At 50.9% G+C, this 20,968-nt stretch carries 17 protein-coding genes; all 17 read right to left on the reverse strand.

All coding sequences use genetic code 11. The features are described from left to right. A partial coding sequence (locus ACI4N7_RS07810; RefSeq protein WP_439732794.1) for an AAA family ATPase occupies window positions 1–2,991 on the reverse strand: 2,991 nt, incomplete at its 3' end. Further along, the gene (locus ACI4N7_RS07815; protein WP_439732795.1) at window positions 2,978–4,258 is read right to left on the reverse strand and encodes a metallophosphoesterase family protein; all 1,281 of its coding nucleotides are present in this window, start codon (window positions 4,256–4,258) and stop codon (window positions 2,978–2,980) included. The genes ACI4N7_RS07810 and ACI4N7_RS07815, both read right to left, overlap by 14 nt. A gap of 361 nt (window positions 4,259–4,619) precedes the next feature. Continuing rightward, window positions 4,620–4,883, reverse strand: a complete 264-nt coding sequence (locus tag ACI4N7_RS07820) for a DUF1292 domain-containing protein (RefSeq protein WP_439732796.1) — start codon at window positions 4,881–4,883, stop codon at window positions 4,620–4,622. A gap of 4 nt (window positions 4,884–4,887) precedes the next feature. After that, the gene (ruvX, locus tag ACI4N7_RS07825) at window positions 4,888–5,316 is read right to left on the reverse strand and encodes a Holliday junction resolvase RuvX (protein ID WP_439732797.1); all 429 of its coding nucleotides are present in this window, start codon (window positions 5,314–5,316) and stop codon (window positions 4,888–4,890) included. Window position 5,317: 1 nt separating this feature from the next. Further along, on the reverse strand, window positions 5,318–5,584 hold the full coding sequence (locus tag ACI4N7_RS07830; protein WP_439732798.1) for an IreB family regulatory phosphoprotein: 267 nt from the start codon (window positions 5,582–5,584) through the stop codon (window positions 5,318–5,320). Window positions 5,585–5,596: 12 nt separating this feature from the next. Then, window positions 5,597–8,206, reverse strand: a complete 2,610-nt coding sequence (gene alaS / locus ACI4N7_RS07835) for an alanine--tRNA ligase (RefSeq protein ID WP_439732799.1) — start codon at window positions 8,204–8,206, stop codon at window positions 5,597–5,599. Window positions 8,207–8,397: 191 nt separating this feature from the next. Further along, a complete protein-coding gene (locus tag ACI4N7_RS07840; protein ID WP_439732800.1) occupies window positions 8,398–9,171 on the reverse strand; it encodes a nitrilase-related carbon-nitrogen hydrolase in 774 nt (257 codons plus the stop codon). Window positions 9,172–9,381: 210 nt separating this feature from the next. After that, window positions 9,382–10,125, reverse strand: coding sequence for a C40 family peptidase (locus ACI4N7_RS07845; RefSeq protein WP_439732801.1), 744 nt, complete (start codon window positions 10,123–10,125; stop codon window positions 9,382–9,384). A 225-nt stretch (window positions 10,126–10,350) separates the two neighbouring features. Next, complete coding sequence (radA, locus tag ACI4N7_RS07850) at window positions 10,351–11,748, reverse strand: DNA repair protein RadA (RefSeq protein ID WP_439732802.1); 1,398 nt, start codon at window positions 11,746–11,748, stop codon at window positions 10,351–10,353. A gap of 214 nt (window positions 11,749–11,962) precedes the next feature. Continuing rightward, window positions 11,963–14,380, reverse strand: coding sequence for an ATP-dependent Clp protease ATP-binding subunit (locus tag ACI4N7_RS07855; protein WP_439732803.1), 2,418 nt, complete (start codon window positions 14,378–14,380; stop codon window positions 11,963–11,965). An 86-nt stretch (window positions 14,381–14,466) separates the two neighbouring features. Next, on the reverse strand, window positions 14,467–15,522 hold the full coding sequence (locus ACI4N7_RS07860) for a hypothetical protein (RefSeq protein WP_439732804.1): 1,056 nt from the start codon (window positions 15,520–15,522) through the stop codon (window positions 14,467–14,469). Next, window positions 15,519–15,941, reverse strand: coding sequence for a UvrB/UvrC motif-containing protein (locus ACI4N7_RS07865; protein ID WP_439732805.1), 423 nt, complete (start codon window positions 15,939–15,941; stop codon window positions 15,519–15,521). Before ACI4N7_RS07865 ends, ACI4N7_RS07860 begins: the two co-directional genes overlap by 4 nt. A 117-nt stretch (window positions 15,942–16,058) precedes the next feature. Next, window positions 16,059–16,574 carry a CtsR family transcriptional regulator gene (locus ACI4N7_RS07870; RefSeq protein ID WP_439732806.1) on the reverse strand — a complete coding sequence of 172 codons (516 nt, stop codon included), beginning with the start codon at window positions 16,572–16,574 and terminating at the stop codon, window positions 16,059–16,061. Window positions 16,575–16,822: 248 nt separating this feature from the next. Beyond that, window positions 16,823–17,302 carry a regulatory protein RecX gene (locus tag ACI4N7_RS07875; RefSeq protein ID WP_439732807.1) on the reverse strand — a complete coding sequence of 160 codons (480 nt, stop codon included), beginning with the start codon at window positions 17,300–17,302 and terminating at the stop codon, window positions 16,823–16,825. After that, window positions 17,268–18,326 carry a recombinase RecA gene (gene recA / locus ACI4N7_RS07880; protein WP_439732808.1) on the reverse strand — a complete coding sequence of 353 codons (1,059 nt, stop codon included), beginning with the start codon at window positions 18,324–18,326 and terminating at the stop codon, window positions 17,268–17,270. Before recA ends, ACI4N7_RS07875 begins: the two co-directional genes overlap by 35 nt. A gap of 134 nt (window positions 18,327–18,460) precedes the next feature. Beyond that, on the reverse strand, window positions 18,461–19,723 hold the full coding sequence (locus tag ACI4N7_RS07885) for a competence/damage-inducible protein A (protein ID WP_439732809.1): 1,263 nt from the start codon (window positions 19,721–19,723) through the stop codon (window positions 18,461–18,463). Between the two features lie 17 nt (window positions 19,724–19,740). Beyond that, window positions 19,741–20,968, reverse strand: a 1,228-nt coding sequence (gene rimO, locus ACI4N7_RS07890; RefSeq protein WP_439732810.1) for a 30S ribosomal protein S12 methylthiotransferase RimO, incomplete at its 5' end; no start/stop codon positions are given.

A 20,968-nucleotide genomic window follows, 5' to 3' on the forward strand; every position in this document is an offset into this window, starting at 1 on the left:
TCCCACCTGCTCGATCTGTCCGGCAGACAGGTGGATGAATTCTCCGGTTCCCTTTTCATATCCCACTTCTTCCGCAATATGCATGGTCCGTTCGTGGCAGGTGAAGAGGAAAATCTGCTGCTTCTTTCCCAGTTCCATGAGGAAGCGCAGGGTTTCTCTCTGCCGCTTTTCATCGAAGCGGACAAAGATATCATCCAGCACAATAGGCAGGTTTTCAATCTGCTCGCCGAAAGACAGGGCCATGGCCAGGCGGATGGAGAGATAAACCTGGTCGCCGGTGCCGGAGGACCAGATTTTTTCATTTTTCACATCGTGCATGCTGTCTTCGATGAAGATGTCCTTACCGTTGTCGGAAATGTGCAGGGAATACTTGCCCATGGTCATTTCCTTCAGGAATTCATTGGCCATCTTCATGATTTCCGGCTGGCGGCCCGATTCATAAATGGACTGGGCCCGGTTGAGCAGTTCTTCCGTATACATGAGGGTAAGCCATTCCATAAGGGCGGATTTCAGTTCCGCTTCAATCCGTTCCTTTTTCTGCAGGGCTTCGGTGATGGAGTCATCGCCGGCCAGACGGAATATTTCATTGTCCATGGCGCCCTGGCTCCGCTGGAGTTCTCCCAGCTCCGCCGATTCCTCTTCAATTTCTCTGGTGAGACGGGTATGATCTTCCATCCACTGGTCATACTGTCCTGTTTCCAGGGCATGCCACAGGGACTGGAATTCTTCTTCTCCTCCTGCATACATGCGGAGGTCCTGTTTCACCCGTTCCCATTCCTTGACGATCTGGTCATGGTGTTCATGGGCATTGACTTTTTCCGCAAATTCTTCCGCATTTTTCGCATTCACCAGATTAAGCAGGGTATCCATTTCCCGCTGGCAGGATGCCCAGCTGTCATCAAGCTTGGCCATTTCCTGTTCATAGGATTCATGCTGCTTGTTCTTTTCCTGCAGTGCTTCCCATTCCAGGCTTCTCCGATGGTTTTCCTCGTAGATTTCCGCAATGCTGTCAGGGCTGACGGCATAGGGAAGGCCGGTGGCGGAAATAATGGATTTGGCCCGTTCGCAGAAGGCGTCCAGTTTGGCGTCAGTCTGTTCCAGGCGGAAATCAATGATTTTCCCCTTTCCTTCGGCGGAATAGATTTTCTGCCACTGTTCCTGCAGGGCGGAAAGATTTTCAAATCCCGTTTTGGGGAGGCGGTTCTTCTGGAGCCATTCATTCCATGCTTTTTCCGCCTTTTCTTTCTTCTCCCGGAGAATGGAGCCTTCCTCTTCCCAGTTTTTATGCTGCTGCTCCTGCTTCCGGATGGTTTCCTTTTTCCAGGAAACTGCCTGGCGCTGGGCCTGGTCTTTGTAGAAGCCGGACCGCTTTTCCTGCATCAGGTTATGGAAGGCTTTCAGTTCATCCACCGTTTTGGGCGCCTGTCCCGGGAATTTATCACTGATGGATCTGCGTTCCGTTTCCAGTGCTTCCTTCCGGGCAGACAGCTTTTCCAGGGTGCGGCCCTTCCGGTGGATGGTATGGCTGTGGAGTATGTAGAACAGAATGCCCAGCACCAGGGCGGCGGCGGCACCATAGACAGCCATGTATCCGGCCCTGGCCGTATAAAAGGCGGCCACTCCGCCGGCTGCCCCCAGGATGCATACCAGGCTCAGCCAGAACCAGGGGGTATATTTTTTATCTTCTGTGGCATTGATTTCCTCGATCTGGGACTGGATGTCCGCTTCCTCATGAAGCACCCGTTCCAGTCCGGCAGCCATGGATTCAATATTCTGCCAGTCCGACTCTGTCTGGGTAGAGGCGGTTTTGGCCATGTCTTCGGAAAGGGTTTCCACCTCCGGCTCCCGCTGGGCCCAGAAATGAAGCTCATTGTTCCGGACGCCCAGACTCTTGGAAAGCCGCCGGCCTTCCTCCCAGTCCACATTGACGCAGGGAGTATCAAGGCTCAGTGCATGGTCCCAGAGAGGCAGGCTGTATCCCAGATTGACGTAATCGATGCGCCAGTCCGCCTTTTCTTTTTCCATAGCCTCTGCATCGGCCTGGGTCTGTCTCCACTGGCCCAGATCCACGTACAGTTTTTCCAGCTCATCTTCCATGCCCAGCCAGGGAATGATTTCTTCCTTCTTCACCGGCTTGTAGGCATCCAGTTTTTCCTGCAGCGATTCTTTCTGGTCATGAATCACCTTCATCCGGTTCATAAGCTGGTTCCACTGCTCCTTGCCGTTGGAAGGGAACATGGTAACCTGCTTGGACAGGTCCAGCTGATGTTTCACATTAACCGCCTGCTGATAGTATTTCCAGGCGCCCAGCCGTTTTTCCAGCCGGCTGTTTTCTTCATTGTCCTCATCCAGCTTTTTGCGAAGAGCGGCAATTTTTTCCTTCATTTCGCTCTGTTTGCGCTGAAGGTCGGAAAAGTCCTTTTCCTGATGGGAAAGGCTGTCCAGCTCTTTTTCCGCTTCTTCCAGCTCCTGAGCCAGCTGGTTGATTTTCCGCTTGCCCTGGGTGCTGGACGTAAAAAGCTTGGCCTTGGACGCTTCAATGTCCGCACGGACATTGGCCAGCTTATCGCCGCCCTGGAGCATAAAGAATCGGCTTCTTACGCTGTCATTGGACAGGAAGGAAGCGCCCTGCAGGTCTTCCAGCCCTACGGCAAATATTTTTTCATAAATGGAGCGGTTCAGTCCGTGCCACCACACAGCAGGCAGGTCTTCACTGAACTTCACATGGTTTTCATTTTCAAACCACTGTTCCTTTTCATTTCGATAGACACGGTAAAACTGGCCGTCGGACCGGACAAATCCCATATTGCCCCGTCTTCCCTGCCATTTTCCCCGGGGATAGCCGAAAAGCATATCCCTTATGAACCGGAGCATGGTGGTTTTTCCGCTTTCATTTTCCCCCATTACAATGTTGAGGGAACTTTGAGAGGGCTGCCAGGAAGCATGATTATATATACCATACTGCTCCAGCTGCAGATCAGTGATTTTCATTGTCTTCCTCCTCTTCCGTCAGCATTTCCGCTCCCAGAAGCTCTGATTTTTGAAATGCATACAGCAGATCTTCGTCAGAAAGGGACTGCAGCAGCTTTTTATATTTTACAAATTCCGGCTGCTTTTCCGCTGTCCGCCGAAGTTCTTCCTTCTTCTTTTCCGGATCCATCTGGTTCACGGCGTCAAAGGCCTTCAGGAAATTGCCGGTCACATCCGGCAGCTCCCTGCGCTCTTCCAGATGGAGCAGGCTCCTGGTCCTGTCCTCCAGTCGGACGAACCAGGCAAAAAGATAGCGGAACTGTTCCTTGTCGTTCAGGGACTGGAGAATAAAGTCTCTCCCGTCTTCTGTAGAAAGGATTTTGTGAAGAGGTCCGCTTCCCGTACATACAAGACGGATAATGTTGGGCCGTCCGGTCAGCTCCTTCAGCCCGGACCGGCGTTTCGTAACAGCCTGTATCAGTTCCTCCGTCTGGGAGAAGGGGGATATATCCACCACCATGTCCATCCAGCGGATCACGTCGGTTTCAATGAACTTCAAGGTCACTGTCCCGTAGGCTCCTACATCCACCAGGTAACAGCCTCTCACGCCTGTTTCCTTCAGGCTCAGCCCCTGGGTATTGCCGGGATATACGATGTAGGGAGAAGTAGAAAGAGTCTTTCTTGTATGCACGTGGCCCAGGGCCCAGTAGTCCATGCCGGCGGCTTTCAGATCATCCACCGTGCAGGGCGCATAGGGAGAAGAAGCGGCTCCCGCTTCCGTATGGAGCATGCCGATGGCAAAGCCGTCATCCTTTTCCCTGTGAAACTGGAGAGCCAGATTTTCCTTCACATGTCTGGTCTTATAGGAAATTCCGTAAATGGTGGCAGCCTTTTCTCCATCCTTCATGAGAGGAAAGGAGGTCACCTTGTCTGCCGGGAAAATATGAACCGTTTCCGGCAGAGGGATATCCGCTCTCCAGGCTTCGCCGGGATCATGGTTGCCATGGACGATAAAAACCTCAATGCCCCCCTGGGCCGCTCTGTACAGCTCACGGGCAAAGGACATCTGGGCTGCCAGACTGTGGTGATCCCCGTTATATACATCGCCGGAAATCAGGATGGCATCCACCCTGTTTTCCAGTGCTGCATCCACCACTTTTTCAAAGGCTTTAAAGGTAGCCTTGCCGATCTGTTCATTCCAGGGACCGCTGCTTCCCATACGGATATCACTGAACGGTTCCCCCAGATGGAGATCAGCGCAATGGATAAAAGAAAAATGTTTACCCATAAGTCCTCCTCAATTTATATTTATCTGCCTGTATTCATCAGCCGGTGATTCACCGGCGGCAGAAAACTGTATTTCCGAAGGCAGGCGCCCTGCCGGTGCGGGGTTTCACCCCTGCACGCTTCGCTTCAGGCCGAGGGTTCAGTCCGGAATGGGCTTCGCCTTCCGGACGGTTTGAGGGCCCTGCGGCCTTAGGGCGCTTTCCTCTTATTTTATCACATTCCCTCTTTTTACAGGAGAAAGAGTATATCCCCGATAAAAAAGAAATCACAAAAGAACTGCGGCAGAAAAAGCCGCAGTTCTCGTGAAGTTTCATTTCCGGAAAGCACTGATTTCACAGCTGCCCGGTGAATCCATGCTTTCTTTACATAGCGTCGTAAATGTCCGCCACCGCATCATATTCCTCATCCGTGGGCGGAACATAGACCGGTTCGCCGTCTTCGTCCCTGTCAATACGGGCAAGGATAATATCCGGCTCTTCTTCCTCTTCTGCTTTTTCCGGTATGGATACCAGAACGGCAAATTCTTTGCCTGCGAAGGGAATGACCGTATCCTGGACATAATCCTTTTCACTGCCGTCAGGGCCGGTGATGGTAATAATAATGGGGTCTTCTTTTTTCTCGGTCATAGGTTTATCCTCTGTTTTTAAAAGAAAGATGCTGCAGATATCCTTCCAGAATAGCCACAGCTGCCATTTTATCTATGACTTTCTTTCGTTTCTTCCGGCTTACGTCGGCAGCGATAAGCTGTTTCTGCGCCATCACGGTAGTCAGCCTTTCGTCCCAGAAATGGTAGGGAATGTCCGGGAAGGCTTCCGCCAGCTCCCGGGCAAAGGCTTCTGTCCGCTCCACCCGGATGCCTCTGGAGCCATCCATGTTGAGGGGCAGGCCGATAACGAATTCTTCCACCTTGTACTCATCGGTGAGTTCCCGAAGCCTTTTGAAATCAGCTTCTCTGGTAGTATGCCGGATCGTTTCCAGTCCCTGGGCGGTCCAGCCGAAGAGGTCGCTCACAGCCACGCCGATGGTGACGGAGCCCACGTCAAGACTCATGATCCTCATATCAGAGGCCTTTATGCTTCACGTAGAAACGGACAAGCTCTTCCACCAGTTCATCTCTTTCAATGCCGGAAATCAGCCTTCTTGCGTCATGACGGCTGGTGATATATGTCGGTTCTCCTGAAACAAGATATCCTACAAGCTGAACCGTAGGATTGTGCCCTGCTTCTTTCAGAGCCCCATAGACTTCCTGCAAAATCATGGCAGCCTGCCGGTTCTCTCCTTCATCGGCATTGGTATTAAATAAAATTGTTTCATCAGAGACTGACATAAATATCCCTCCTTAATCAAGCATGTCTGCTATGGCTGCTACGCCTGCACTGACTGCATCTTCCAGTTTAGAAGTATCACGGCCTCCGGCCTGTGCTACTGCGGGCTTGCCGCCACCGCCGCCGCCGCATACTTTGGCTGCTTTGGAAACGACCTTGCCCATATGGATGCCCGCTTTCACCGCTTCAGGGGAAGCCATGCCCACCAGGTTGACCTTGTCTCCGGATACGGTACCCAGAATAAAGGCACCTCCTGTCAGCTTGGCCTTCACCACATCCGCTGCCTTGCGGAGATCATCCATGGTATCTGCATGAATTACGGCACCGAAGAAAGGAATGCCTTTCTTTTCCTGAAGATTCTTCATGATGGTGTCCAGTTCATCTTTTGTCTGCTGTTTCTTCAAAGATTCCAGCTGCCGTTCCAGGTCCTTCACTTCTGCCAGCACTTTTTCAATCTTCTCAGGGATGTTTTCTACCTTTCCCTTCAGAAGAGCTGCAGAAGAAGCCAGGAGAGCCCGGTCAGCCTTCATCATTTCATAGGCTTTCTTGCCGGTCACTGCTTCGATACGGCGCAGTCCGGAGCCGATGCCGCCTTCGCTGATAATCCGGAAGGAACCCAGTTCCCCGGAATTTTTCACATGGCTGCCGCCGCAGAGTTCCTTACTGAAATCTCCCACGGAAACCACCCGCACCACAGAGCCGTACTTTTCTCCGAATAGGGCCATGGCACCGGATTTCTTTGCTTCTTCCAGAGGCATTTCCACAATGGATACAGGAAGGGCATGGAGAATTTCCCGGTTCACTGCTGCTTCCACCGCTTCCAGCTGTTTGGCGGAAAGAGGTTCCGGCCAGGTGAAATCGAAACGGAGACGATCGGGAAGAACCAGAGAACCGGCCTGGTTGACCTGGCTTCCCAGCACTTCACGAAGAGCGGCCTGCAGCATATGGGTGCCTGTATGGTTCCTTGCCAGGTCTTCTCTTCTTTCCCGGTCTACGACTGCCTTCACCGTATCTCCTTCGCGGATGGTGCCTTCGCGGACAGTGCCAATCACATAAATAATGCCGTCGGGCAGTTTTTTCGTATCTTCTACGTCAATGACGCCTTCTTCACCGGTAATGGTGCCGGTGTCGCCGATCTGGCCGCCGCCTTCGGCATGGAAGGGGTTGTTCTGCAGAATGGCAGTCACTTCTGTGCCGTCAGCTGCTTCTTTGATTTCCTTTCCGTCTCTGCCCAGAAGAAGGAGCTTTGTTTCTCCGTCTCTGTCTTCCGCGGTAAGGCTCTTTGCATCCAGTTTGGTGGTATCCGGAGTTGCTACTTTAGCGGAAACCTTGGCACGGGCTGCACGGGCTCTTTCCTTCTGTTCCGCCATGGCTGCCTCAAAGCCTTCCTTATCAATGGTGAGGCCCTGTTCCTTGGCGATTTCATCGGTCAGTTCCCAGGGGAAGCCGTAGGTATCATAGAGCTTGAATACCTTGTCCCCGGAAAGGATGGTACCCTGCTTTTTCTTTGTATCTTCCAGCATTTCGGAAAGAAGATCCGTGCCTGCATTCAGGGTGGAATGGAATCTTTCTTCTTCTACGCCGGCTACTTTCTTAATGAAAGCCTGTTTATCCACCAGTTCCGGATATGCCGGTTTCATCATGCTGATAACCACATCGATCATCTGGCCGATGAAGGCATCCTGGATGCCCAGCAGTTTTCCGAAACGGACTGCACGGCGCAGGATTCTGCGGAGTACATAGCCCCGTCCTTCATTGGACGGAAGGATGCCGTCGGCGATCATGTTGGTAATGGCACGGGCATGGTCGGAAATGACTTTCAGGGCTACATCTCCCTGGGCGCTGCTGCCGTAGGGCACGCCGGAAAGAGCAGCCGCTTCTTCAATAATCGGGAAGAACAGATCGGTTTCGAAATTGTTCTTCTTTTTCTGCAGCACTGCAGCCAGACGTTCCAGGCCTGCGCCGGTATCAATGTTCTTCTTGGCCAGAGGCAGGTAGGAGCCGTCCTTCTGACGGTCATACTGAGAGAATACGAGGTTCCAGATTTCCAGGAAGCGGTCGCCGTCGCCGCCCATCTGGTTTTCGGGGTCTGTACCGAATTCTTCGCCCTGGTCATAGAAAATTTCAGAGTCCGGGCCGCAGGGTCCTTCCCCGATTTCCCAGAAGTTATCAGACAGCGGATAAATGTGGTTTTCCGGAAGTCCGATCATTTTATGCCAGTAATCATGGGCTTCATTGTCATCCGGATAAATGGTGACATAGAGACGGGACTGGTCAAGTTTTAATACTTCCGTCAGGAATTCCCAGGCCCAGGAAATGGCTTCCTTCTTAAAATAGTCTCCAAAGGAGAAATTGCCCAGCATTTCGAAGAAGGTATGATGGCGGGCGGTATGACCTACATTTTCAATATCGCCGGTACGGATACACTTCTGGCTGGTGGTCACCCGATGACGGGGCGGTTCCACCTTTCCTGTGAAATAGGGCTTCAAAGGCGCCATGCCGGCACCAATCAGCAGAAGACTGGGGTCATCCTTCGGGATCAGAGAAAAACTCTTCAATCTCAGATGGCCTTTTTGATTTTCAAAAAATGAAAGATATGATTCGCGAATATCATTGCCCTTCATGATAAACCCCCTTAAACTAGTTATGTTCTTCATTATATATGACTTGCAACGTCCATGCAAATAGATATTTGTTTATAGATTGAGTCCGAAATAAAATTCCAGGCGGCTCCGGACCCCCTCCCGAAAGCCGGGAATGATCGAAAGGCCGGTGTACTCCTGTAAAGCGGTTCCGCTTCCAGGCCCAATCCCCACTAACCGCCGATTTCCTTTTCCAGACGGATCACTGCCAGCTGCTTGCCCAGATTTTTATATTTTACTTCATCATACTGCGCATAATAGATATGCTCATTTAAATCGCCTTCGACTTCCACATGGCCCACCGGATCGATGAACCGGGAATGGCCTCCCAGCTGCACGCCGTGGTAGGTGCCTACCATATTGACTGCGCAGATGCACATGCCGTTTTCGATGGCCCTGGCCCGGGTAAGCACATCCCACTGGGGCAGATGGGCTTTCGGCCAGGATGCGGGAGCCAGCACCAGGGTGGTGCCTGCCTTGGCCATTTTCCGCCACATTTTAGGAAAATAAAATTCGTAGCATACGGCCATGCCGGTCCTGACGCCGCCAATGTCCGTATTCATCAGATGAGAGCCGGGCACCATGAGTTCCGCTTCCAGATAGCCGTAAAAAAGATGGCGCTTGCTGTAATGGGCCTGTATCCTGCCGTCCGGGCCGAAAAGAATACCCATGTTCTTTACAGCTCCGTCTTTTTCCATGGGCAGTGTCCCTGCTTCCAGGGTAATGTGATGGAAGGAAGCAAAGGAGGAAAGCCTGTCCAGAAGCCCATCGTTCACCCGGGTGACCCGGTTTTCAAAATCATGAAAATTATATCCGATGGTCCAGAGCTCCGGCAGCACCAGCACATCTGCTCCATGCGCCGCTTCTTCCATCATGGAAAATGCGTGCCGGATATTTCTTTCCTTATCTCCTTCTGCCACATCCATCTGCAGCATCGCTATTTTCATTCCATCACCCCGCCATTTCTGACATATTTATATATTCATATAATCCCGCAGTTTTACGATTTCCGGACAGGTCCGGGATATTCTCATCAATCAACACAAAAGGCTGTATCGGAAATATCCGGGAAGCATGGACTTCATTAAAGAACCCCATTGTAACGGCGCTTCTAAGCAAATATTTCTTTACAGCCCTCTTGTATTTCATCCTGATCCTTACAGCACCCGGTTGGCTCCAACATACCGGTCATGCCAATATCCGTTCTTCATGGTTGCTACCGCCACACCCCGGCTGCTGGTAGCACTGATGAAGTATCCATCTCCCAGATAGAGCCCGGAATGAGAAATTCCTTCATCATAGGTTCTGAAGAACACAAGATCTCCCGGTTCCAATGCATTGACAGACACCTTCCGTCCGGAAAGATACTGTTCATCTGCCGCCCGGGGAAGTATAATGCCCTTTCGGTTAAATACATACTGAATAAAACCGGAGCAGTCAAATCCGCGGGGAGTGGTGCCGCCAAACTGGTAAGGCACACCCACATACTTCTTGGCTTCTGCCGTAATGGCCTGCACTGTTTCACTTACAGGACCCGGCTTATGCCATTCCACCCGGGAATCATCGATTCCCACATAGGGAATAGAAGCATTGCCCCGGCCTGCTGTTTTGGCCGGTTTTGCTGTATACATGCTTTTCCCCATGAGCGCTTTATAGGTTACCGGTCCTACGATGCCGTCAGCTGCCAGATGCCTTCTTTTCTGAAATTTTTTCACTGCATTGCAGGTAGCTGCATTATAATTTCCATCCGTTTTGACTTTAAAGCCATACACATTAAGCCGTTTCTGCAGATTCCTGACTTCCGTTCCCTGGGAGCCGATCATGTAATCTGCCTGAACCATTCCTGCTGTACCCATAGCAAGCACGCCTGTCAACAGCAGAACGCACAGTTTCTTCTTCATGCCTGCACTTCCTTTGACTCTACATCATACATCCAATACGCATCCAATTTCATAATTATCCAGTTTATCATACTAATTTCTCTTTTATTTTACCACAATCAGGAATGGATTTCCTCAATAAAATCAAGGAATTACGGGTAATTTACCGGAAAATCAGAGGAAAAAGGAGTGCAGAGAGTCCGGAGAAGAAGGCGGATCCCCGCCGGCAGAACCGGTATTTTCTCTTTATTTGATATACTCTACCGCTTCCGATAAATGTCTGATGAATACCATGGAATCCAGCATGCCCTCCATGCCGCTGCTCTTGCAGAAGTCCGTCACTTCTTCCCTGTTTCCTTCAGGAAGGAGGAAACGGTCAAATTTCATTTTCGCCGCTTCCTTCAGCCGGGGACCGATTTTGGAGACAGGCATGATTTCTCCCGTCAGTCCGATTTCACCAAGGGCCATAAGCCCGGCAGGAAGAGGAATCTCTTTTTTCACCGATACCAGGGCCAGAGCGACAGAAAGATCCGCCGCCGTTTCCCTGACCCGGAATCCGCCGGCCACATTCAGATACACATCATCGCTGGAAAAGGGAATCCTCACCCGTTTTTCCAATACCGCCAGCAGTATAATCATGCGGTTGTAGTCATAACCCGCTGCAATCCGCCGCGGAATGGCAAGCACCGAGTGGACTGTAAGGGCCTGGATTTCCACCAGCACCGGCCGCAGCCCCTCCATGCAGGCTGCCACCATGGAACCAGGCGCCGCATCGCTCCGGTTGCGGAGCATGTATTTCGACGGATCCTCAATCCCTTTCAGACCATTGCCTTCCATGACGAAAAGGCCTGATTCCGCCGTGGAGCCGAAGCGGTTTTTTACGGTGCGAAGCACCCGGAACTGGTAGCTTCTATCCCCTTCCAGATAAAATACCACGTCCACCATATGTTCTAAAATTCTTGGGCCGGCCAGATTTCCTTCCTTCGTCACATGGCCGATGATCATGACGGAAATATTGGTTTTCTTGGCAAACCGCACCAGAGCCGCCGTACAGTCCCGGATCTGGGCAGGGCTTCCCATGGGAGAATCAACGCCGGAAATATACATGGTCTGAATGGAATCGATAACCAGCATGGAGGGCTTCAGCCGTTCCGCTTCCTTCAGAATACTGTCAATGCTGCTGCCTGCATAAATATAGCAGTTGGCATCGTTCACATGAAGCCTTTCCGCCCGGAGCTTCACCTGGATTTCCGATTCTTCCCCGCTGCAGTAAAGCACGTCCTTTCCCTGGGAGGCCATGGCATGGCAGATCTGGAGTATCAGCGTGGATTTGCCGATACCCGGTTCGCCGCCCCATAAAATGACAGAACCCGGAACGATCCCGCCGCCCAGCGGCCGATCCACCTCTCTCATATGCAGGAGAATCCGCTGATCTCCCTCATAGCGGATGGAGGAAAGCTTCTGCGGTACGGCGCGGCTGCCCGGTTCTTCCGAAAAGGCAGCCCCCAGTCCTTTCGGAGCCGGTGTCTCCACCCGTTCCTCCAGGGTATTCCATTCGCCGCACTGGGGACAGCGGCCCATCCATTTCAATGTTTCAGCTCCGCAGTTGGAGCATATATATTTGGTACGTACTTTGTTGGCCATGAATTACTCCTTTGGGGATAACCGATAATAAATACTGGAAAAAATAAGAAGGCAGGGCGCAGGCCGGAGGCTTTATCCTCCTAGCCAGGGATTCAGATATTTCGCAGGGCCGCCGGTCCATGAACTCCTCCATGCACTGCCGATATTTTAAAAGCAAAAAAATGGAGCCATGCATTATGCACAGCTCCATTATACTACACTTCAGAGGCGCCTATTATTCAGCCTTGAATGTGAGTTTATCCTTGTCATCCTTGCCTACATGGAGGACTTTCTTATCTTTCAGCCCATCCTGCAGAATGATTTCGGAAATCGGATCTTCCAGTTCTTTCTGGATGGTTCTCTTCAACGGACGGGCACCGTATTCCACATCGGTACCATGGCTGATGAGAATCTTCTTGGCTTCATCAGAAACGTCCAGAGCCACATGGAAGTGTTCCAGTTTGCCGGATACTTTTTTCAGCATAAGGTCCACAATGGCAGAGAGATTTTCCGGAGTCAGCGGATGGAATACTACGATTTCATCGATTCTGTTGATGAATTCCGGACGGAAGGTCCGTTTCACCTGATCCAGAATCATGGTTCTGATTTCTTCGAAGGAATTCTGCTTTTCTTCCTTCTCACCGGAAGAGAATCCCAGCTGTTTCATATGACCTTTCAGGAAATTGGATCCCAGGTTGCTGGTCATAATGATGACGCAGTTGGTGAAATCCACGGTTCTGCCCTGGCCATCGGTCAGACGGCCGTCATCCAGTACCTGCAGGAGGATATTGAAGAAATCCATATGCGCTTTTTCCACTTCATCGAAGAGGATGACGCTGTAAGGATTGCGGCGGACAGCATCGGTGAGCTGGCCACCTTCTTCATAGCCTACATATCCTGGAGGTGCACCGACCAGACGGGAGACTTCATGTTTCTCCATATATTCGGACATATCGAAACGGATCATATTCTTTTCGCTGCCAAACATACATTCAGCCAGAGCTCTTGCCAGTTCGGTTTTGCCCACACCAGTAGAACCCAGGAAGAGGAAGGAACCGATCGGACGTTTCGGATCCTTCATGCCTGCTCTTGCACGGCGGATAGCCGTAGCCACAGCATGAACAGCTTCATCCTGGCCGATGACTCTCTTATGCAGTTCATCTTCCAGATGGAGCAGCCGTTCCGAATCGCTCTTTTTCAGATTCTGCAGCGGCACGCCGGTCCATTTGGACACTACTTCCGCCACATCTTCTTCCGTTACGGTCAGATGGTCATGATCGCCGCCCTTCCAGTCTTTCTTCAGGGCATCGATTTCAGACTGCAGCTTCTTGGCCTGGTCTCTGTAGATGGCTGCTTTTTCAAAGTTCTGAGAAGAAACGGCAGCTTCCTTTTCCTTATTAATGGATTCCAGCTCTCCTTCTTTCTTCTTCAGGCCTTCCGGTGCAGAGGAAGCTTCCATACGGACTTTGGCTGCTGCTTCATCAATGACATCGATGGCTTTATCAGGCTGGAAGCGGTCGGTAATATAACGGCCGGAAAGTTCCACTGCCGCTTTCAGTGCTTCATCCGTAATTTTAGCCTTGTGGAAGGCTTCATAGCGGTCACGCAGCCCTTTCAGAATTTCCAGGGTATCCTTCGGAGTCGGTTCGCCCACTTTGACCGGCTGGAAACGGCGTTCCAGGGCAGCATCCTTTTCAATATATTTCTTGTATTCCTTCAGAGTGGTTGCACCGATGCAGCGCAGTTCCCCTCTTGCCAGTGCCGGTTTCATAATGTTGGCTGCATCCATGGAGCCTTCGCTGGAGCCTGCGCCCACCAGGGTATGCAGTTCATCCACAAAGAGGATCCAGTCCGGATGCTTCTTCACTTCTTCAATCACTTTTTTCAGTCTTTCCTCAAATTCGCCTCTGTACTTGGTACCGGCTACCACAGAGGACATGTTGAGGGAAATAATATGACAGTTTTTCAGAATTTCCGGCACATCATTACTTACAATGCGCTGTGCCAGGCCTTCTGCAATGGCCGTCTTGCCTACGCCCGGTTCACCGATGAGGACCGGATTGTTCTTGTTACGACGGGACAGAATCTGAATGACACGGTTGATTTCGTCGTTACGGCCGATGACCGGATCGATTTTGCCCTGTTTGGCTTTTTCATTCAGGTCTACGGCAAAGCCGTCCAGATCGCCAAGATCAGCCGATTTATCCGATTTGCCGCTGTCTTCAGAAACAAATTTTTCAAAAGCCTTCTGCAGTTTATCCTGGGTGACGCCAAAGCCTTCCAGAATACGCACAGCCAGGCCGCTGCCTTCACGCAGAATGCCGAGAAGCAGATGTTCTGTGCCTACATAGGAATTGCCCAGTTCGTTGGCTTCCTCCACAGCCAGCTCCAGCACTCTTTTGGTTCTGGGCGCCGTATATATTTCACCGGTGGAAAAAATGGATCTTCCCTGGCTGTACTGAGCCAGAAGCTGTTCTACCGCTTCCACGGTAACGCCCAGAGAATTCAGAATCTTGCCGCCGGCCGTATCTTTTTCATGGGCAATGCCCAGAAGAAGATGTTCGGTGCCGATGTAGTCACTGCCCAGTTTGGCAGCTTCGGAACCGGCAAATTTCCAGGCGTTTTTCACGCCGTCTGTAAATCTATCTTCCATATGAACTCCTCCTTTACTTGAGAGTGAATGGTACTTTTTATTGATATCTATACGATAAAATTGACTCAAAATGAATCAATGAATAATCAGAAGTTTTTCAATGCATCCCGCAGGAGAGCGGAACGCCACATTTCCATATCCTTTTCATTTCCTTCCTCCGTGTGGGTGATTTCCGCCACCTGGCTGTCGGGAATGAGGGAATAGAGCCGGTAAAAGGTCAGGCCGTCTTCATCGGGAATCATGTCTGCATTAATTCCCATGCGGATGAGACCGGACAGATAGAGCCCTTCTTCCCGGCTCATGCGCCTTGCATATTTCAGAATGCCCAGCGCCCGCCAGATTCTGTCCCGGAGTACATCCTCCGAGCTCTGGAAGGTTTCTTTCCACAGCTTTCCTTCTTCCTCGCTGATTTCCTGAAGGATTTTATCCAGTTCCGATACGTAGTCCACTTCCCGGATTCCCAGGGAGCGGGTATTCTCTATCAGATAGAAGGGATAGCGGCTGTCTGCCTTTCCCGCCGCCGGAGACAGATGAAATCCGCGGAGTTCCAGGAACTCTGACAGATTTCCTATCCTGTCGTGGACGGAGAAACCGGGCAGAAAGAGAAGGGCTGTCATTTTCATGCCGGAACCGGTGAACTGAGGTGAAGAAGTCAGGTACCCGAATTCCCGGTCAAAGGCATACTCCAGAACCTGGGAAGCTTCCTCCACCAGACGGGTGGTCCGTTTCCACAGGCTGAAAATGGTATTTCCGCCGGATAATCCGAGGAACCCCAGATGATCACCTACGTTGGTCCGGATTGCCAGGCTGCCGTCCTCATTGAGATAGAGACGGTTGTTCCCATCCAGTCCCCCTTCTCCTTCCGGAAGATATCCTTTTTCTTTCAAAAGGTCTTTTTCCGATCCGTTCAGGGATTCCAGAGAATAGGGAATAAAGGGGCCGTATCCATGATCATTGAGGCTTTGCACCGCTTCATCTACCTTCTTCAGTGCCTCCGCCTTTTCCTCCTCTTTCAGCCGGGCGGGAAAATGCATATCCTTCAGATTCCGCAGAAGCTCCATCCTCGTGAAGATGACGGGGTCATTCTTGGCAATCTGTGCCCACCGGGGAAGCTCGTTTCCCAAAACTTCATCCAGCGTCATTTGGATGTGCCTCCTTTGCCTTCCTGTTCCAGTTTATGAATCTCATCTCTCACCTTGGCTGCTTCCTCATATTTTTCCTCGGCTACCAGTTTGCCCAGCTGGTCTCTGAGCTCCGTAAGTCTGGGCGATTCTTTCCTGGCTTCCGCCTTTTTCGGTTCCTCGCCTTTATACCGGTGGTCGCCCTGCATATGCTGGAAGGCCGGACGGAGTTTATCACGAAATGCTTCATAGCATCCCGGGCAGCCCAGAAGGCCGTCTTTTTTGAAATCTTCATATTTTTTCCCGCATTCCGGGCAGGCAAGGCTTTCAATGGCCGTTTCTGCCGGACGGAACAGAGAATTCATAAAACCATCGTTAAAGAAACTGTCAAAACTGTTTCTGAAGAGATCACGGCCGAAGAAATCCATGGACGGGTTCATGAGATTTTCTTTTGCCGCGCACTCCCGGCACAGATGCCTTTCTGTTCTATTTCCATTTACGATCTGTGTCACATGGACTACAGCTTCTCTTCCATGACAGCGATCACAAAGCATAATTTATTCTCCTTTCAAGGCCCACTCTATGCGGTGAATCATTGTCTTGGCCGCCTCTCTGCGGTGGCTTTCAGGACAAAACTCCAGCATGGTCCGGGTCATTGCACAAATCAGCCGGTATTCCTGACCGGAAATAATGTCATAATCTACGAGCATTCGGTAGTACCCGTCCAGTCCGTTTTCTATGGCCTGGATACTGTTGGGATTTTCCTTTCCCCGGGACTGGCCTTTGCTCTTTTCCTCACGGTCCTGCGTAGAAGGAGAGAATTTACCCGTTTCCTGCGGATTTCCGCTCCTCAGGGATATCTTGATATATCCGCCGCTTCCTCTTCGGGACTCTACTACAAACCGGTCATCGGAAGAAAAACGGGTATTGATGACGTAGGTCACCTGGGACGGGGCGCATTCTAACAGATCCGCCACATCCTTTCTCTTTAGCAGCACCTGGTCGCTGGTCTGCTTGTCCAGCATTTCCAGAATGAACTTTTCAATCCTGTCTGATAACATTGTATTATTCATTTGACACTCACCGCTTTCTTTAGCCTCTCTCAACTTTCAGTCCTATTATATAGCTTTAAAGTCAAATAGTCAATAGGTTAAATAAAAAATTTTTACTTTTCTTTTTTCCGGGACAGATATGTATTTTTCCCCTGTTTTTACCGATATATTTAAGAATTCTATTTTGATTTCTCCATAAAAAAGACCCTTCTTTCATGACGAAAAAAGGATCTTTTTCTTTATTTTGACTTTTCTTTTTGACTTTTTATTTACATATCAAAGGACTCATCCTCCACCCCTGCTTCCCGCAGGGCAGAAAGAATAACAGATGAGGAAAATCCTCTCCGCAGGAGAAATGAGGCCGCCTTCCTGTAGTTGGTCAGCAGGGAAGGCATGGTCTTGGCCCGCGCTGCAAGGAGGCGGAAGGCATTGTCCCTTTCCTCCTCTTCCGGAATCCGATAAGGGCAGGGAAGCCCACGGGCTTTCATCTTCTGAAGAATGTAGGAATTGCCGTAGCACCGGCGGCTGCGGAAGGCACGAAATACATCCTCCGCCAGACTTTCATCATCCACATAGCCGTAATGCTTCAGCTTATCCACTGTATCTTCTATGTCTTCTTCCCCGTAGCTTCTCTCCTTCAGTTTCCGGCGCATTTCCATTTCACTCTGGCCCCGGTATTTCAGGAGATGGAGGGCTGCTTCATAGCAGCTCTTCTCAGTTTTCCCCGTCTTGTTCCGATAATACGCCATCTTCGAAGTGATCCGGTTCTACAACAAGGGTATCGCGGATGATCCGGTCGATTTCATCCGCCACATCCGGGTGTTCCTTCAGATAGGTCTTGGCTGCCTCCCGGCCCTGGCTGATACGGCTTCCCTTATAGGAATACCAGGCGCCGCTCTTCTGGATAATATCCATGTTGACGGCAATATCCAGAAGGGTGCCTTCCTTGGAAATCCCTTCCCCGTACATAATATCAAATTCTGCCACTTTGAAAGGCGGTGCCACCTTGTTCTTCACTACTTTGGCACGGGTTCTGTTGCCGATTACTTCCGTACCGTTCTTAATAGCTTCCGCTCTTCTGATTTCAATACGCATGGATGCATAGAATTTCAGTGCCCTGCCGCCAGTGGTGGTTTCCGGATTTCCGAACATGACGCCCACTTTTTCACGGATCTGGTTGATGAAAATGACAATCGTCCTGGACTTGCTGATAATTCCTGTCAGCTTGCGGAGAGCCTTGCTCATGAGACGAGCCTGAAGCCCTACGGACTGATCGCTGATATCTCCCTCAATTTCCTGCTTGGGAACCAGGGCAGCCACGGAGTCGATGACCACAATATCCACAGCTCCGCTCCGTACCAGGGATTCGCAGATGGAAAGGGCCTGTTCCCCGCTGTCCGGCTGGGAAATCAGAAGATCTTTCGTATCCACGCCCAAATGATGGGCATACATGGGATCCAGCGCATGTTCCGCATCAATAAAAGCAGCGACGCCGCCCAATTTCTGTGCTTCTGCAATGGCATGAAGAGCCAGGGTGGTTTTACCGGAAGATTCAGGGCCGTAAATTTCAATGACCCTTCCTCTTGGATATCCGCCAACGCCTACGGCAATATCCAGAGCCAGGGAACCGGTAGGAATCACATCAATATCCAGCTTGTCTCCCATATCTCCCAGGCGCATAATGGAGCCTGCTCCGAATTCTTTTGTAATCTGGTGCATGGCACTTTCAAGAGCCTTTCTTTTTTCCGGGCTTAATTCTGTTTGGTTTGCCATGGAAATCCTCCTTCAACTGCATTTAAAAGTAAAGTTGATCAATAAGGTTACAGGATCTTTCAGATCCTGCCATTCTATTATCATGTCAGCGCTGCCGATCTCTGCCGGAAGCAGCATTACCGGCGCCGCTGAATTCATAAATCATCCTGTTTTTTCTCTTTCAGGCGCTCGGCATAGGAAAGAATATAGTACAGTGCTTTTTCCGCAGCGCCATACCGCACGCTTCTGCGGGACCCAAAGAACTGTTCCTGATAAACTTTCGTGCCCAGCGGGCCCGTAATTCCGATATAGACAAGACCGGGCTCTTCTCCCCGTTCTCCCCGGCCGGGGCCGGCATAGCCGGTGGTAGAAACAGCAATGTCGCTGCCATAGAGATTTCTGGAGCCTTCCGCCATCTGAGCGGCCACAGGACCGCTTACTGCTGTCAGTTCGTCCAGCGTATCCTTCCTGACGGAGAGCACCTTCTCCTTGGCTTCATTCCAATAGGTGACGGCACTTCCTTTAAAATAGGAAGAACTTCCGGGATTGTCGGTGAGGAATTTCCCGATGAGTCCGCCGGTACAGGATTCTGCCGCGCTTACGGTGAAGCCTTCCTGCAGAAGCAGATGGTGCAGATCATTCAGCACATCCCCTTCCAGGTGATACCGGCTGACCCTGATCCTTCCTTCAATTTCTTCCGCCATGTTCTCTATGAGTTCCATCACTTCCGCTTCATCAGCTCCCCGGGCTGTAATACGGACAGCCACATAGCCCGGTCTGGCCAGAAGGGCCAGGGTGGGATTGGACTGATTCCGCAGCAGATCTCCTATTTTCTCTTCGATTTCCGCTTCCGTCATCTGTACGGCAGAAAGGACAAGAGAGCGGATCAGACCCTGAGAACCCAGTTTTTCTGTAAGCCAGGGCATGACATGATTTCGCATCATGGTCTTCATCTCAAAGGGAGGACCGGGGAGGTGCACCAGGATTTTCCCGTTCCTGCACAGGGCGCATCCGCTGGCTGATCCCGCATCGTTGGGGAAAAGATGGGCGCCCTCTGCAAACCAGGCCTGCCGGTCCAGGGAAGAAAGAAAAGGCCTCTTTTTGTCTTCATAGTATTTCTTCAGCCGCTTCGATTCTTCCTCCACATGGACCAGAGAAAGTCCCATGGCCTGGGCGCCGGCTTTTTTTGTAATATCTCCCAGTGTGGATCCCAGACCGCCGGAGGTAATAACGAGATCTGCTCTGGAAAGAGCTGTCCGGAAAGCCTCCTCCATGCGGCGGGGGTTGTCTCCTACCACTGTCATATAGGCCACTGTATATCCATGCTCATTCAGGAAAGAAGCCAGCCACTGGGCATTTTCATTGGCAATTTCACCCAGCAGCAGTTCCGTTCCTGTGGTAACGATTTCTGTAATCATAATTTTTCCTGGAAAAGTTAAATTCTTTCCGCAATCAGATCATAGGCATAGCCGTCTACAATTTTTACTTTTACAAAATCTCCGGGCTTCAAATCTCCCGGATTGTCAATATATACGTTTCCATCCACTTCAGGTGCCTGGAAGGCAGTCCTTCCCTTCGCCTGCATGTGTCCTTCCCCGTCGTCTACCAGCTCTTCCACCAGCGCTTCCGTTTCCATGCCGATCAGCTCTTCATTATTTTCTTCTGAAATACCGGCCTGGATAGCCATGAGCTCATGATAACGGTTTTCCTTCACTTCTTCCGGAATCTGTCCCGTCATCTTTGCTGCCGGTGTGCCATCCTGGGGCGAAAACTTGAAAGCCCCCATATCATCAAAACGGACTTCTTTGATGAAGTCACAGAGTTCACGGAAATCCTCATCGGTTTCTCCCGGGAATCCTACCATCAGGGTGGTGCGGATAGTCATGCGGGGAGAAGCAGCTCTGAGCTTGTGGAGAAGAGTCCGTATGCTCTGTGAGGAATCCCTGCGGTGCATTCTCTGAAGAACGGCATCACTGATATGCTGCAGCGGAATATCTACATATTTGCAGATTTTATCCTCTTTCAGGATCACATCAAGCAGTTCATCATCAAAATAGGTGGGATAAAGGTAGAACAGACGGATCCATTTCACCCCTTCGATCTTCACCAGTTCCCGCAGAAGAGCGGCCAGGCTGGTGCCGTTATGAAGATCTCTTCCGTAGCAGGAAAGATCCTGGGCGATAAGATTGAATTCCCGTATGCCCTCTGCCGCCAGCCTTTTGACTTCATGCACCACAGATGGAATCGGACGGCTGTGCATGGGGCCCCTTACATAGGGAATGTAGCAGAATGTGCAGCCGTTGCTGCAGCCTTCCGCAATTTTGACATAAGCCGAATATCCCGGAGTCAGCGTCTGCCGGGGAATCAGTTCTTCATTGGCGCAGGGCGTGGTATCAAAGCTGTAGACCTTTTCATCCTTCTCATAGGATTCATTTACCGCTTCCAGAATATGCTGCCAGGAATCGGTACCGATGAATACGTCAATTTCAGGAATTTCCTTTCCCAGTGCTTCCTTGTACTGCTGGGTCAGACAGCCCGCAGCCACCAGTTTTTCGCACTTTCCTGTTTTCTTGTATTCCGCCGCTTCCAGAATGGTCTGCACCGATTCTTCCTTGGCGGGATCAATAAAGGTGCAGGTATTGATGATAATGACCTGGGCCTCT

The organism is Dialister sp. (assembly GCF_051885895.1).
Classification (GTDB): Bacteria; Bacillota; Negativicutes; order Veillonellales; family Dialisteraceae; genus Dialister.

Coding starts and splice junctions, on each gene's coding strand:
- ACI4N7_RS07815 (WP_439732795.1), bottom strand. CDS start 4,258: ATGGGTAAACATTTTTCTTTTATCCATTGCGCTGATCTCCATCTGGGG.
- ACI4N7_RS07820 (WP_439732796.1), bottom strand. CDS start 4,883: ATGACCGAGAAAAAAGAAGACCCCATTATTATTACCATCACCGGCCCT.
- ruvX (WP_439732797.1), bottom strand. CDS start 5,316: ATGAGGATCATGAGTCTTGACGTGGGCTCCGTCACCATCGGCGTGGCT.
- ACI4N7_RS07830 (WP_439732798.1), bottom strand. CDS start 5,584: ATGTCAGTCTCTGATGAAACAATTTTATTTAATACCAATGCCGATGAA.
- alaS (WP_439732799.1), bottom strand. CDS start 8,206: ATGAAGGGCAATGATATTCGCGAATCATATCTTTCATTTTTTGAAAAT.
- ACI4N7_RS07840 (WP_439732800.1), bottom strand. CDS start 9,171: ATGAAAATAGCGATGCTGCAGATGGATGTGGCAGAAGGAGATAAGGAA.
- ACI4N7_RS07845 (WP_439732801.1), bottom strand. CDS start 10,125: ATGAAGAAGAAACTGTGCGTTCTGCTGTTGACAGGCGTGCTTGCTATG.
- radA (WP_439732802.1), bottom strand. CDS start 11,748: ATGGCCAACAAAGTACGTACCAAATATATATGCTCCAACTGCGGAGCT.
- ACI4N7_RS07855 (WP_439732803.1), bottom strand. CDS start 14,380: ATGGAAGATAGATTTACAGACGGCGTGAAAAACGCCTGGAAATTTGCC.
- ACI4N7_RS07860 (WP_439732804.1), bottom strand. CDS start 15,522: ATGACGCTGGATGAAGTTTTGGGAAACGAGCTTCCCCGGTGGGCACAG.
- ACI4N7_RS07865 (WP_439732805.1), bottom strand. CDS start 15,941: ATGAACCCGTCCATGGATTTCTTCGGCCGTGATCTCTTCAGAAACAGT.
- ACI4N7_RS07870 (WP_439732806.1), bottom strand. CDS start 16,574: ATGAATAATACAATGTTATCAGACAGGATTGAAAAGTTCATTCTGGAA.
- ACI4N7_RS07875 (WP_439732807.1), bottom strand. CDS start 17,302: ATGGCGTATTATCGGAACAAGACGGGGAAAACTGAGAAGAGCTGCTAT.
- recA (WP_439732808.1), bottom strand. CDS start 18,326: ATGGCAAACCAAACAGAATTAAGCCCGGAAAAAAGAAAGGCTCTTGAA.
- ACI4N7_RS07885 (WP_439732809.1), bottom strand. CDS start 19,723: ATGATTACAGAAATCGTTACCACAGGAACGGAACTGCTGCTGGGTGAA.